Below are 13,237 nucleotides of genomic sequence, written 5' to 3'. Positions count from 1 at the left end.
TCTGCGGCTTGACGCCCCGTCCGACGTTTCAAACTCTAGCCGATCCCCGCTCCGAAAAGCGAATCGGCCGCAATCCAATAAAACGAACACACCGATATACACACCGAGTCTCGCCCGCACACGGCAAGCCGACCCGGCCCGAACCGGGACGTGGTGTTTCGAAAGGATTGGCCGCCCCGGGACCGTCCGCGCCGATGCGTGTCCGGTGCTCCCTGCCGAGCGACTGGCTGACAGTACCCCTCCTCGGCGCCCGAAACAAATGCCCGGCCCGGGGCGCGTGCCCGCCGAGGTCTCGCACGGAACAACGGAACAGACGTGCTCGACCTCGGCGGACGCAACGTCGGCGGACGCAACCCCTACGAACGCGACGCGCAGGCTCAGCCGACGGCGCCGAGGATCGGTGCCCAGGCGGCACCGGTGAGTGCGGCCACCGCCTGCGGCTCGGAGAGTGGAGGAGCGGGACGGGTCGGCTTCGGCGTCTCGGCGCCGGTGCCGCCGCCGGTGCTGTTCCACTGCACCATCTGAAGCTGCGCGCCGGTCGACTTCAGGGTCACCGTCACCGTCCAGCGGCGGGCGGTGTCGGGACGGACCGGGTGCGCGGCCGCGTTCTGCTGGAACATCACCAGGGCCCCGCCGGGAATCTCGGCGCTGCTCGGCAGCTCGCTCATCTTGCAGGTGTCACCGTCCTTCTTGGGCTGCCGCTCGCAGCTCAGCCCGTCGCCGTCCTTGAGCGGCAGTGGGAGCCGCAGGGCCGAGACGCCGACGAAGGCGGCGCCGTGCCCGTCGTCGAGGACCAGTCCGCCGTTGGCGACGCGCCCGTTGGACGGGTCCGAGGGGTTGTTGCTCTGCCCGCTCTCCGCGCTGAACCGGCCCCCGGGGAACGTCGCCTCCAGGGCCTGGATCATCTGGGTGTCGGTGATCGCGGAACGCGGCATCGCCATCGCCACGATCCCGATGTCGGATCCTTCGGAGTGCATCCCGGAGAGCACGTCGGGGATCACCACACCGGCTGCCGCGATCACGGCGCAGACGCCGACCCCGGCGATGACACCCGCCGTACGCCGACGCCGGCGGCTCCGCCCGCGCTCGACGGTTCCGCTCAGGAGCGCGGTGAGATCGGGTTCGAGGGAGTCGGTCGTGCGGTCCAGGGCGTGTGCGAGGTCTGCTTCGAACGGCATGCTGGCGTCACCTTTTCTGTCGCTGATGCTGATGGGGGCTTTGCGGCGGTGGACCTGGTCGCGCACCGGTGCTCAGTGCGCGACCAGGTCGGACAGGCTGTCGCCGAGCAACGCACGCAGCTTGCCGAGTGCCCGGGTGCCCTGGGAGCGGACCGCGCTGCTGCTCAGCTTGAGCATCCGGGCGGTCTCCTCGATGCTGCGGTCCTCCCAGTAGCGCAGCAGCAGCACCGCCCGGTCGCGGGGCGGCAGTTGGCCGAGCGCGTCCAGCAGGGTGAGCCGCAGTGCGGTGTCCGGGCCCGCCGCCGCGCTGTCGGGCATGGTCCCGATGGGGCGCTCGCCGCTGCTCCGCCGACGCCGCAGGCTGAGGAAGGTGCGGACCAGGACCGTCTGGGCGTAGGCGGCCGGGTTGTCCGCCTTGGCCACCCGCTTCCAGTGCACGTACACCCGGCTGAGGGCTTCCTGGACCAGGTCCTCCGCCAGATACGTGTCGCCTGCGGCGAGGACGTACGCCGAGCGGTACAGCGCCTTCGCCCTCGCGGCCGCGAACTCCAGGTACTCATCCTCCTGTGCTGACTTCACTCGGTTCCCGCCTGTTCCCTTGTCCTGTGATCCCCGTGCATACCCCTCATGACTACGTAAGGCGTCAGCATGTCGCGCGGGCGAGGCACCTTCTTTTTTTCACCGGTCTTTTTTCACCGGTGCCGCGTCGACTGCCCTCCACGGACACCCGCGTCTCCCCGTGGCGGCCCCTGGACGGCCCGTGAACGGCCCCCGAGCGGCCCCGGCCAGGGGTGATGCGGTCGGTATCATGCGCCCGGGGGTTCGTTTGCAGGCAGAGGGGAACGGTCGGTGGGTGGGTTGCGGTTCACGGTGCTGGGACCGATACGGGGGTGGCGGGACGGCGGCGAGCTCGCACTCGGGTCGCCGCAGCAGCGGAACCTGCTGCTCTCGCTGCTGCTGAGGGCCAACCACCCCGTGTCGACCGGTCAGCTCGTGGACGACCTGTGGGGCGAGGAGCCGCCCGCCAAGCCCATGGCCGTGATCCGGACGTACGTCCACCGCCTGCGCCGCGTCCTCGGGCCCGCCCCGCTGACCTCGCTCAGCGGGGGCTACCTGCTCACCGTGGATCCGGGGGAGCTGGACATCCACCGCTGCGAGGAGCTCGTCGGCACGGCGAAGGAGTTCAGCGGCGCCGGGGAGCACGCCCGCGCCGCCGCCGCGCTGCGCCTGGCGCTGGCCCTCTGGCAGGGCGAGCCGATGTCCGGGCTCTCCGGCCCCTATGCCGAGCGGCAGCGCGGCGAGTGGACCGAACGCCGGGTGACCGTCCTGGAGTCGTGTCTGGAGGCCGAGATCGAGGCCGGACCGTCCGGCGAGGCCGTCGCCGAACTGACCGCGGTCGCGGCCGAGCACCCGCTCAGGGAACGGTTCTCCGAGCTGCTGATGCTCGCCCTCTACCGGGCCGGACGGCAGGCCGAGGCCCTGAACGTGTACCGCGAGACGGACCGGCGGCTGCGGGCGCAGCTCGGCGTCGCCGCCGGGCCCGGTCTGCGCGAGTTGCAGCGCCGGATCCTGGTGGCCGACACCGCCCTCGTGGCGCCCGCGCCGCCCCGGCCCGACACCACCACCACGGCCCGCCCGCCGTTCCACGCGCCGATCCGGCCGACCCAGGTACCGGCCGACCTCGCCGACTTCACCGGCCGCGAGGCGCAGACCGAGGCGGTGCGGGCCGTCCTGCTCGCGCCCCGCACCGTGCCCGTGGCGACCGTGTCGGGCCTGGGCGGCATGGGCAAGACGGCCCTGGCCGTCCATGTCGCGCACGGGCTGGCCGCCGACTTCCCCGACGGCCAGCTCTACGTCGACCTGCACGGGGCCGACGGCCGCCCGACCCCGCCCGAGGAGGTGTTGGGCGCCTTCCTCCGCGCCCTCGGCGTACCGGCGGAGGCGCTGCCCGCCGGGCTCGCCGAACGCTCCGCCCAGTTCCGCTCGCTGCTCTCCGGCCGACGCGTGCTGATGGTCCTCGACAACGCCCGGGACGCCGAGCAGATCAGGCCGCTGCTGCCCGGCCGGCCCGGTTGCGCCGTGCTCGTCACCAGCCGGGCCAGGCTCGGTTCACTTCCCAACGCGCACGTCGTCGAGCTGCCGGCCTTCGCCCCGGAGGAGGCCCTCGACCTGCTCGGCCAGGTGGTCGGTGGGCAGCGGCTGCGGGCCGAGGCGGACACGGCCAGGGAGCTCGTGCGGCTCTGCGGCCACCTCCCGTTGGCCGTGCGCATCCTCGCCGCTCGCCTCTCCTGCCGGCCGGGCTGGACCATGGCCCGGCTGCTCGACAAGCTGTCCGAGAATCGTCGCCGGCTGGACGTGCTGCGCACCGAGGACCTCGCCGTCGAGTCGGCGTTCCGCTTCGGCTACGACCAGCTGACGCCCGACCAGGCCCGCGCCTTCTGTCTGTTGGCGGTGCCGGACGTGCCCGACCTGTCGCCGGGCGCCGTCGCGGCGGTGCTCGACCTGCCCGAGCACGAGGCCGAGGAGCTGGCCGAGTCGCTGGTCGACTGCTCGATGCTGGAGACCGCGCCGCCGGACCGCTACCGGTACCACGACCTGCTGCGCGCCTTCGCCCAGCGGCTCACCCCGGACACAGCTGATACAGCTGATACAGCAGCCGACGTCGAGGCGGGTACGGGCTCGGGCGCGGGCTCGGCTCCGGCGGCGGACCGCCCGGCCGCCATCCTCACCCGTCTGGTGATCCGCCAGCACGCCGAGACCGTCGCGGCCCTCGGCCCGGCCGCCACCCGCGCCGCCCTGACCGGCTCCGGCGCACCGTACGCCGTCGACTGCCGCGTGGTGGCCCGCGGTCGCGGCGAGTACCAGGGCATCGGCGCTCTGGTCGGCCAGTACGCCGGGCTCCCCCGGCCACCCCGGCTCGATCTGGCGGCCGAACTGCTGCTCGGCGGCAGCCTGTTGTGCGAGACCGGCCAGGCCGCCCGGCCGCTGGGGCACGCGGCCAAGGTCCTGCTCCAGGCCGCCGTCCGGCAGGGCGACCGAACGGCCGAGGTCAGGGCCCGGCTGGTGCTCGGCCGGCTGCTGACCGAGGTCGGCTCCGAACCCGCGGCCCTCGGCGAGCTGCTCAGGTCCCGCGACCTGTGCATCGCCCACGGCCTGCCGGGGCCGCTGCTCGCCCTGGCCCACGCCTCGCTGGCCGCCCTGTTCGTCCAGGTCGGCCGGCCGGGCGACGCGGTCGACGGCTTCGCGGCGGCGATCGCGGTCTGGGAGCGGCTCGGCGACCGGCGCTCGGTGGCGGGCGAACTGCTCAACCTGGCCGGTGCGTTCACCGAGCTCGGCCGGCCCGAGGCGGCGGTCCGCGTCGTCGACCAGTCACTGCTGATCTGCCACCAGCTCGCCGACCACGAGCTCCAGGCGCTCGCCCTCGACTCGTTGGGGACGATCGCCCACGATCGCGGCGAGTTCGAGCAGGCTCTGAGCCACCACCGCGGCGCCCTCGCCCTGCTGCGGCCGGACGACCGGCGCCGGACGGGCCGCACGCTCCTGCGGCTCACCGAGTCGCTGCGAGCCGTCGGCCGCGGCGACGAGGCGGTGGAGGCGGCCGGCCGGGCGGTCGAGGTGCTGACGCTCGACGGCGACCGCCGGGGGCGGGGGCTGGCCCTGGCGGCGCTCGGTGACGCGCTCGCCGACCGCGGCGCCGCCGAGGACGCGGCCCGGGCGTGCCGGTCGGAGGCCTACGACATCCTGGCCTCCATCGGCTCCCCCGAAGCCGACCGGCTGCGCGCCCTGATCGGCCTCGGCGGAACCGCCGACCGTCCCCGCCGGCAGTGGCCGTCCTGGCTGCCGGCGTGATCCTCCCCTCGCCCCGGGGGTGTTCGGCTGCCGGCCGGACGGCTCAGGACAGCGCCCACACCTGGCTCTCCGCGTTGGAGCAGGCCGCCACCCTGACGTAGTTGGCGACTCCGTCGGACGTCAGGCAGCCCTTGGTGGTGCCGTTGACGATCTGGTAGCCGCCCCGGACCGGCACGAAGGACCAGAGCTGGTTGTCGTTGTACGGCGGGCTCGTCCAGATCTGCACGCGCCCGTCACCCGTGTCCAGGTCCAGCACCTTGGTGTAGTTGCTGGAGGCGTTGCGCAGGAAGTACTTCCCCTCGGACAGCTTTTCCAGCCGCCACACCTGGGCCGGCGTGCCGTTGACGGCGAAGGTGCCGACCCGGTTGCCGTTCTCGTCCGCGGAGTAGGAGTTGTCCAGCGCGCCGTTGACGCCGGTGATCTGTGCCTGGGAGGGCAGCTGCGGCTGCGGCTTCGGCTCCGGCGTGGGCGGCGTGGGCGGCGTCGACGTCGCGGACGGCGTGGGCGTGGGCGGTTCGTGGGAGGCGGGCGGGGACGGGACGGCGGAGGTCGGCGCGGGCGAGGCGGGGTTCTGGCTGGCGGTGGGCGCGGCGGAGGCCGAAGGGGACGCGGCGGGGGCCGGGTTCGGCGTACCGGGCCGGACGGGCGCGGTGGGGCCCTGGCCGCCGGTGGCCGTGGCGGAGGCGGGAGGGGACGCGGCGGAGCCCCGGGTGGGCGTACCGGGCCGAACGGGCACAGCGAGGTCCTGGCCGGCGACCGGCGCGGGTCCGGCGCCGGGCGTGGGGCTCCCGCCCGCTTCCGGTCCGGTCGACGGCACCGGGACCGTCGGCTCGGCGGGCTGTTGTCCGGCGGGTTGGCGGTCGGCTGCCACCGCCGCGGGAACGGCCGGGCCCGCGACGAGGCCGGCCACCGGGCCCGCGACGGCGGCGGCGTCCGGAGCGTCGTCCTCGTCGGACCGGATCACCGTCGCTCCGGAGGCCCCGACCACGCAGAGCAGCGACAGCGCCGTCACCCCGATCAGCCCGCGCAGGCGGAACCTGGCCCACCGTGCGCGTCCGACGACCGGCAGGGGCCCGACCGGGACCAACGCCGGCGCCGTCTCCTCGGCCGGTGCGAGGGCGTCCCGCACCGCCGCGGCCATCGCCGCCGCGTCGGGCCAGCGCTCGCCGGGCTCCTTGGCCATCGCCCGCTCGACCAGCGCCCACACCGGCGCGGGCACGTCCTCGGGAAGCGGCGGCACGGGCTCCGTCAGGTGCTTGAGGATCAGTTCGAGGGCGGTCTCCCCGTCGAAGGGGAGCTTGCCGGCGAGGCATTCGTAGAGGACGACGCCGAGTGCGTAGAGGTCCGCCGAGGCGGTGACCGTCCCGGTGGAGGCCTGTTCCGGCGCCTGGTAGGCGGCGGTGCCGAGCACCATGCCCGGTACGGTCAGCCGGGCGTCGCAGCCGGGCCGGGCGATGCCGAAGTCCGCGATCACCGTCCGGTCGCCGCGGACCATCAGGTTGGCCGGTTTGATGTCCCGGTGGACCACCCCGGACTCGTGCGCGGCCTCCAACCCCTCCAGCACCTGGAGTGCCATCCGGAGGGTCTCCTCCACCGGCAGCGCGCCGCGGCGTTCCAGCACGGCGCTCAGCGGTTCCCCGTCGATCAGCTCCATGACCAGGTAGCCGACCGAGGGCCGCCCGTCCACGGCGCTGTGCCCGTAGTCGTACACGCCGACGATGCCCGGGTGGCGCAGCTGCGCCATGACGCGGGCCTCGGCGTGGAAGCGTTCGGCGAAGCCGGATTCGTCCAGCAGGGCCGGCTTCACCACCTTGACCGCGACCCGGCGGCCCAGGACCTCGTCCTCGGCGAGCCACACGTCGCCCATCGACCCGCCGCCCAGCAGGTCTACCAGCCGGTAGCGGTTGGCGAGCACGGTGCCGCGCATGATACTCCCTGAATCAAGCCCGAGGACCGGAGCGAATCCGGAGACCGGCCCGGTTCCATGGGCGCACCTTGGTCCGGGGCGCCCTCCGAGGATCATGACACCGGCAAAACAACTACTGGCTTTCCATCATATGAATCACGGTCGACTCAAGCCATTCCCGCCCCATGCCCCGCCCCACGCCCCCACGCCTCGACGGCCGGGTTGACGGCCGGGTGGGGCGCCGCAGCCGGCCGGGTGGGGTGGCAGGCACCCTCCCCCAGCCACGACCGGTCACCAGTCACCGGTCCACTCGAACGAACGCCGTCGTCGAGCCTTGCGGAAGCCGTCGGCCGGGAGGCGGCTCGTCCTCGGTCCCGGACAGCCGCGGAGCAGGCCGTCAAGGCTCCCCGAGCGCCGGACCGACTTCTCGCGTCAAAGGTTCGTAGCAAAATTACCTGTCACTGGAATGCAGGTCACCGGGCCTTTTCGCATCGCGCCCCCGGACCGGCCGACCTAGCGTGGTTCGCGGCGCTCCTCCCCGACGTTCCTCGCCGCACGCGAGCCATGGGACTGAGCCGCAGATCCGCCCGAGCACAGCTTCGGCGGCAAACGAACAGATGAATTCAGAAAGGCTCAACCATGGGCTTCAACCATGTCGACGCGGTGATGGCCGTTCCCGACAAGCCGAACCAGTTCTGGGTGTTCTCCAACACCGACTACCGGCGCGTCGAAATCACCGTGACGAGCAGCCACCCGTACCCGGACAAGCTCGTCAGCAAGGGCACCATCCGCGAGGACTGGCCCAGCCTGTCGGACTTCGCGAAGATCGACGCCGTCATGAAGGTCCCGGACGGCAGCAACGAGTACTGGGTCTTCTCCGGCGACCGGTTCGTGCGGATCAACGTCGCCAACGGGGAGCCGCACAAGGACACGAAGACCTACGGTCCGGCGCCGCTGAGCGAGTGGGAAGGCCTCACCAAGGGCTGACGGCCGCCTCGGGTGCCCGGACCGCACCTGGCCCGCCGCACCCAGCACTGGACGCCCGGCCGGGCCGACCCCGGCCGGGCGTCTCACGTACCCGTACGCGCCCTGGCCTTCGAGCCCCCATCCGCCCCGCTCACGTTCACCCGCTCCGATCGGAGACCTGCCCATGGGTCAGTTCGTCACAGACGTCAACGTCCTGGTCGCCTACGACGACCCGGTACGAAGTCCGTTCCACACACCCACCGGGTGGGAGTGGATCGACGTCGACCTGAACAAGGGCGCGCACGGCGCCTACCTGTACCTCGTCTTCGAACGGTCCGCCGACGACCGGCCCGTCACCGGCATCCGCGTCCTGAAGGACGACGAGAAGCCGCCCGCCGGGTACCAGAAGCTGCCGGTCGACCTCAACAGGGGGACGCCCGTGCACGGCACGGCCCTGTTCCTGGCCGTCACCCGCCAGGAAGGCGCAGGCCGGCCCATCGTCGACCTCACCGTCACGTACTGGCAGGACGGATCGCAGGAGATCCCTCCCGAGACGGGCTACACCCGCGTCGACACGGATCTCAACAAGGGCGCCAAGGGCGACTTCATCTACCTCGACTACCTCCGGGCCACCGAGAACGCACCCTCCGGTTCGCCCGCCACGCCGGACCAGGAGAACGCGTGAACACTCCCCACTCCCCGCAGAGCGCTCCGTCGCTGCCGGACTCGCTGCTGAAGGCCCTCAAGCGCAAACCCCGCCCCGGCGGCCTGAAGGCCATCCGACACGTGGTCTTCCTGATGCAGGAGAACCGTTCCTTCGACCACTACTTCGGCAGCAACTTCCGAGGAGTGCGCGGGTACGACGACCGCAACCTCGTCACGTTCCCCGGGACCGGCGGCCACACCGTCCTCGACCAGCCCGACCCCGACCATCCGTCCAAGCCCCAGAGGCCCTACCAGCTGAGGCCGGACCAGGGTACGGCCGAGCCCGCGGCCCACACCTGGCCCACCGGCCACCAGGCGTGGAACAACGGCCGCTACGACCAGTGGATCAAGGCCAAGGGGACCGTCACGATGGGCTACTTCGACCAGCCGGAGGTCGTCGGCACCTACCGGGCGCTGGCCGAGCGGTTCACCGTGTGCGACGCCTACCACTGCTCGGTGATGAGCGAGACCACCTCGAACCGCAACTACCTCTTCAGCGGATTCGGCGGCTGGGAGCCCGACGGGTCGCGGGTCACCGGGTCGACCGCGCACGACCGCGAGGACCCCGGGAAGAGCTTGGACAAGGACCTACGGAAGCTGGGTTACAACTGGTCCAGCTACCCCGAGATCCTGGAGGTCAACAACGACCCCTTCGGCGCCGACGGTATCAGCTGGCGCGTCTACCAGGGCTGGGACAACTACTACGACAACAACCTGGACTTCCACGCCGAGTTCAAGCGGATCTTCCAGACCGTGCTGGAGAAGGCCGAGCTCAAGTACCTGAGCCTGTACGACTTCTACAAGGATCCGGGTCAAGTTCAGCAGACGGACGTGGAGGCCCTCGCCAAGGCGGTCGCCGCCCTGCCGCCGGCCGACCGGAGCCTCTACGACCGCGGGCTCTTCCGCTGCCCGCCCCCGCCGGACTCGAAGCAGAACCCGAAGAACTACCGCGACTTCGTCTACGCGTTCGCCCAGGATGTGGCGGCGAAGAGGGTCCCCCGGGTCTCGTACCTGGTGCCCTCGGACGCGGACTCGGAGCACCCGGGCGACGGCGGTTCGGCCCCCATGGCCGGTGAGGAGGTCGTCGCCCAGGTCCTGGACGTCATCGCCTCCGACGAGGACATGTGGGACTCCACCGTGCTGTTCATCAGCTACGACGAGAACGACGGCTTCTTCGACCACGTGCCGCCGCCGGTGCCCCCGCAGGGCGTCGACGACGAGTACGTCGGCGACCAGCCCATCGGTCTGGGCATGCGCGTACCGATGATCGTCGTCTCCCCGTGGACGGTGGGCGGCTACGTCAACTCCCAGGTCTTCGACCACACCTCACAAGTCCGTTTCCTGGAGGAGTGGTTGGGCGTACGGCAGCCCGCCATCAGCCGCTGGCGGCGCACCGTGGCCGGCAACCTCACCTCGGTCTTCGACTTCGACCGCACCGGCGACCCGCCGTCGCAACCCACCGACCCCACCCGGCGTCTGGCCCGCCCGCTGCCGTACCAGCCGGACGCCCACGGCGCCCTGGACCAGCAGCAGGGCGCGTTCGTCCTCCAGCCGACCAACACCGGCGCCGCCTCCGTACACCTGACCCTGTACGACAACGTCGGCACGTCCGGCAGCTACGACGCGCCCCGGCACTTCGACGTGCTCGGCACCACCACGCCCGCCACCAAAGTGCCGGTGCGCGAGGGAAGTTACGACTTCTACCTCACCGGCCCCAACGGATTCCGCCGCGAGTTCGCCGGGAAGGCCGCCGGGGCCGCAGCCGACACCTCCGTGGCCACCGCCATCGCCGCCGCCCCGAAGCGCACCCTCACCCTGACGATCACGTCGCCGAGCGCCACGCCGCAGGCCGTCACCCTGGCACCCCGGCACTACAGCACCGCGAAGGCACTGACCGGGACCGTCGTCACGGGCAAACCCCTCGTCCTCGCCTGGGACACCGAGGACGCCGGCGGCTGGTACGACCTGGACCTCGCGATCGCCGAGGACGCGTCCTTCCGCCGCCGCCTCATGGGCCACGTCGAGAACGGCCACCCGAGCATCAGCGGCTGAACGGCGAAGAGGCCGGCGCCGGGGCGCGGCGCCGGCCTCTTCGGGTATGGGGTGTTCTACCGGCGGCCGCGGGCCGGTGCGGGGTTGAGCTTGGCGCTGAGCACCGACAGGAAGGTCGGGAGCCTGTCCACCGCGGTCTTGGGGACGGGGGTGACCTGGACGGTGTCCCGGACCACGTCCTGCACGACGAGCTTGTAGGTGCCGCCCTCCTCGACGAGTTCGGCGGCGTAGAGCAGTGTTTCTTCCACCAGGGGTCCCTCCGGTTGTCTGTCGTACGGCGGGTCAGGAACCGTTGAGCCAGGCGTTCCACGCCTTGGTCGCCTGCTCCTCGTCCGCTCCCTCGGCGAACAGGTGGTGGCCCAGCCAGATCGGCCAGTTCCAGGAGCTGCCGTTGTAGAACCGGTACAGGGTGTCCGGGCCGCGCAGACCGATGAAGTCGGGGCTCAGGTAGTCCACGACCACCTCTTCCGGGCCGCCGTCCGCGCCCGGGAGGTCGAGTGACAGCCGGTCGCCGACGGCCGTGTCGTCGGCCAGGCCGAGGCGCCGGCGCAGCGTGGCGAAGTCGGCGGGGTCGGCGGTCGGTCCGGGCCGGGCGGCCTTGACGTAGACGGCGGTGCGGTCGGCGAAGTGCGTCAGGTACTGGGCGAGGCTGTGCTGGTAGAGGTCGACGTGCTTCTCGGCCGCGTCCGCCCTGGTGTCCCAGCCGTCGTCGACGACGCCCTCGTGCACCCAGTGGATCCCCATCCGCAGGTGGCTCGACGTGCCGTCGGCCGCCTCGATGTGGTAGCTGAGGGTGTTCGAGAAGCCGCCGTCCCTGGTCGCCCGGACGGCGAAGTGGTGCGGCGGCTCCCAGGCCACGACGGTGCCGCCGCCGCGGGAGACCGTCCCGCCGACGTGCGGCTCGACCTCCATGGGGTACAGCCAGCTGAGGTTGCCGGCGCCGGTGGCGATCGCCTGCCAGACCTGGTCCGGTGCGGCGGGCAGGTCCTGTTCCCGGCGCACCTGGAACTCTCGGGCCATGGTCGGTTCTCCTTCGCAGTCGATGGTCTTGTCGTTCGGTGGGGTTGTCGTTCGACGGGCTTGTCGTTCGACGAGGTTGTCGTTCAGTAGGTGAGCGGCAGGGCGCACAGCCGCCGTTGCAGCGGGTTGGGCCGCCAGTCGAGGGCCGTCCCGTCGGCGAGTGCGAGGCCCGGGAGCCTGCGGACCAGGGTGCCGACCGCCAGTTCGGTCTGGAGCTTGGCGAGCGGTCCGCCAAGGCAGAAGTGCGGGCCCGTGCCGAAGGTCAGGTGCCGGTTGCGGGTGCGCGCCAGGTCGAGTCGGTCGGGGTCCTCGAAGCGGTCCTCGTCGCGGTTGGCCGCGCTGAGGAACAGGTACACCAGCTCGCCCTCGCGCAGCATCCGCCCGCCGATCTCGACGTCCTGCGCGACGACCCGGACGATCGCCTGGGTCGGCGTGTCGTAGCGGGCCAGCTCCTCGACGGCGGTGCGGATCAGCGCCGGGTCCTCGCGCAGCCGGGCCAGCTGGTCGGGGTGGCGCAGCAGGGCGAGGGTGCCGTTGCCGATCAGGTTGGCGGTGGTCTCGTCCCCGGCGGTGATGAGGACGAAGCAGGTGGACAGCAGTTCGGAGTCGGTGAGCCGGTCGTCCGTGGCCTGGGTGGTGACCAGGGCGCTGATCAGGTCGTCGCCCGGATCGTCGCGGCGCTGCCGGATGAGCCGGGACAGGTACTCCTCGTACTGGTCGACGGCGGCCTCGGCCTGCTCGATGTCGGCGGTCAGGTTGCCGATCCGACGGAACCAGGTCTTGACTTCGGGGCGGTCCTCGGGCGGGATGCCGAACAGCTCGCAGGCGACGGCCAGGGGCAGCGGGGAGGCGACCGCCTCGATGAAGTCCATGGCGGGCCCCTGGGCCACGGCCCGGTCGATCAGGTCGTCGACGACCGTCTGGATGCCGTCCCGCAGGGCCTCGACCCGCCGGGCGGTGAACGCCCGGTTGACGAGCTTGCGCAGCCGGGCGTGGTCCGGCGGGTCGGTGTTGGTCATCACCCGGCCGAGCCGGTCGGTGAGCCGGCTCAGGGCCTTCAGGTTGCCGCCCAGGCCGCTGAGGGCCCGGGTCATCCGGTCCCGGTCGTTCGACAGGCGCAGGTCGCTCAGGGCGGCGTCGATGTCGGCGTACCGGGTGAGGTACCAGATGCCCTGGTCGCTGCGGTGGACCGGGCTCTCGCGCCGCATGCGGGCGTAGAACGGGTACGGGTCGCGGCGGGCCTCGGGCGTGTACAGGGCCGCGGCGAGGTCGCCGGGCCCGGCTGCAGCGGCTGTACCGGGGGCGTCGGTTCCGAGGGTGTCGGTGGAGGTCACGTCGGCCGCGCTACTTCCGGGCGTCCATGGCGTCGGCGAGGCTCCTGGGCCGCATGTCGGTCCAGGACTGCTCGACGTACTCCAGGCAGGCGGTGTGGCTGTCGGGGCCGTGGGCGACGGTCCAGCCCTCGGGGACGTCGGCGAACTGCGGCCACAGCGAGTGCTGGTTCTCCTGGTTGACGAGCACGAGGAAGGTGGCGTCCTGGTCGTCGAACGGGTTGGTCATG

11 protein-coding genes are annotated in these 13,237 nt (G+C 72.1%); 4 read left to right on the top strand and 7 right to left on the bottom strand.

Annotated features, from left to right (window positions below; genetic code table 11):
- Positions 1 to 377: 377 nt before the first annotated feature.
- Positions 378 to 1,178, bottom strand: coding sequence for a hypothetical protein (locus tag ACFWPI_RS32075; protein WP_380378513.1), 801 nt, complete (start codon positions 1,176 to 1,178; stop codon positions 378 to 380).
- 72 nt (positions 1,179 to 1,250) lie between these two features.
- Positions 1,251 to 1,757, bottom strand: coding sequence for a SigE family RNA polymerase sigma factor (locus tag ACFWPI_RS32070; protein ID WP_380378514.1), 507 nt, complete (start codon positions 1,755 to 1,757; stop codon positions 1,251 to 1,253).
- Between the two features lie 291 nt (positions 1,758 to 2,048).
- Between ACFWPI_RS32070 and ACFWPI_RS32065 the strand changes: the two genes are divergently transcribed.
- The gene (locus tag ACFWPI_RS32065; protein WP_380378516.1) at positions 2,049 to 5,027 is read left to right on the top strand and encodes a BTAD domain-containing putative transcriptional regulator; all 2,979 of its coding nucleotides are present in this window, start codon (positions 2,049 to 2,051) and stop codon (positions 5,025 to 5,027) included.
- Positions 5,028 to 5,070: 43 nt separating this feature from the next.
- Here the strand turns inward: ACFWPI_RS32065 and ACFWPI_RS32060 are convergent, their stop codons facing one another.
- Complete coding sequence (locus tag ACFWPI_RS32060; RefSeq protein WP_380378517.1) at positions 5,071 to 6,954, bottom strand: protein kinase; 1,884 nt, start codon at positions 6,952 to 6,954, stop codon at positions 5,071 to 5,073.
- 618 nt (positions 6,955 to 7,572) lie between these two features.
- Between ACFWPI_RS32060 and ACFWPI_RS32055 the strand changes: the two genes are divergently transcribed.
- The 3 genes from ACFWPI_RS32055 to ACFWPI_RS32045 all read left to right on the top strand — a co-directional run bounded on the left by ACFWPI_RS32055 (position 7,573) and on the right by ACFWPI_RS32045 (position 10,656).
- Positions 7,573 to 7,920 (top strand): hypothetical protein, encoded by a 348-nt coding sequence (locus ACFWPI_RS32055; RefSeq protein WP_380378519.1) that lies wholly within the window; start codon positions 7,573 to 7,575, stop codon positions 7,918 to 7,920.
- Positions 7,921 to 8,083: 163 nt separating this feature from the next.
- A complete protein-coding gene (locus ACFWPI_RS32050; protein ID WP_380378521.1) occupies positions 8,084 to 8,584 on the top strand; it encodes a hypothetical protein in 501 nt (166 codons plus the stop codon).
- Positions 8,581 to 10,656, top strand: a complete 2,076-nt coding sequence (locus tag ACFWPI_RS32045; RefSeq protein ID WP_380378522.1) for an alkaline phosphatase family protein — start codon at positions 8,581 to 8,583, stop codon at positions 10,654 to 10,656. Before ACFWPI_RS32050 ends, ACFWPI_RS32045 begins: the two co-directional genes overlap by 4 nt.
- 56 nt (positions 10,657 to 10,712) lie before the next feature.
- Here ACFWPI_RS32045 and ACFWPI_RS32040 read toward each other — a convergent pair whose 3' ends face one another.
- The 4 genes from ACFWPI_RS32040 to ACFWPI_RS32025 all read right to left on the bottom strand — a co-directional run bounded on the left by ACFWPI_RS32040 (position 10,713) and on the right by ACFWPI_RS32025 (position 13,236).
- Positions 10,713 to 10,904, bottom strand: a complete 192-nt coding sequence (locus tag ACFWPI_RS32040; RefSeq protein ID WP_244293816.1) for a hypothetical protein — start codon at positions 10,902 to 10,904, stop codon at positions 10,713 to 10,715.
- 34 nt (positions 10,905 to 10,938) lie between these two features.
- Positions 10,939 to 11,676, bottom strand: a complete 738-nt coding sequence (locus ACFWPI_RS32035) for an SRPBCC domain-containing protein (protein ID WP_380378523.1) — start codon at positions 11,674 to 11,676, stop codon at positions 10,939 to 10,941.
- 83 nt (positions 11,677 to 11,759) lie between these two features.
- Positions 11,760 to 13,010, bottom strand: coding sequence for a cytochrome P450 (locus tag ACFWPI_RS32030; protein WP_380378525.1), 1,251 nt, complete (start codon positions 13,008 to 13,010; stop codon positions 11,760 to 11,762).
- Between the two features lie 10 nt (positions 13,011 to 13,020).
- Positions 13,021 to 13,236 carry an MbtH family protein gene (locus tag ACFWPI_RS32025; RefSeq protein ID WP_363377310.1) on the bottom strand — a complete coding sequence of 72 codons (216 nt, stop codon included), beginning with the start codon at positions 13,234 to 13,236 and terminating at the stop codon, positions 13,021 to 13,023.
- Position 13,237: the final 1 nt, after the last annotated feature.

This window comes from Kitasatospora sp. NPDC058492, assembly GCF_042720685.1.
Taxonomy (GTDB): domain Bacteria; phylum Actinomycetota; class Actinomycetes; order Streptomycetales; family Streptomycetaceae; genus Kitasatospora.
The sequence above is the reverse complement of the archived record's forward strand: the minus strand, read 5'-3'. Positions and strand labels throughout refer to the sequence as shown.

Bases quoted from the DNA above. Each gene is read 5' to 3' on its own strand.
- ACFWPI_RS32055 (WP_380378519.1), top strand. From the start codon at position 7,573: ATGGGCTTCAACCATGTCGACGCGGTGATGGCCGTTCCCGACAAGCCG.
- ACFWPI_RS32050 (WP_380378521.1), top strand. From the start codon at position 8,084: ATGGGTCAGTTCGTCACAGACGTCAACGTCCTGGTCGCCTACGACGAC.
- ACFWPI_RS32035 (WP_380378523.1), bottom strand. From the start codon at position 11,676: ATGGCCCGAGAGTTCCAGGTGCGCCGGGAACAGGACCTGCCCGCCGCA.
- ACFWPI_RS32060 (WP_380378517.1), bottom strand. From the start codon at position 6,954: ATGCGCGGCACCGTGCTCGCCAACCGCTACCGGCTGGTAGACCTGCTG.
- ACFWPI_RS32025 (WP_363377310.1), bottom strand. From the start codon at position 13,236: ATGACCAACCCGTTCGACGACCAGGACGCCACCTTCCTCGTGCTCGTC.
- ACFWPI_RS32075 (WP_380378513.1), bottom strand. From the start codon at position 1,178: ATGCCGTTCGAAGCAGACCTCGCACACGCCCTGGACCGCACGACCGAC.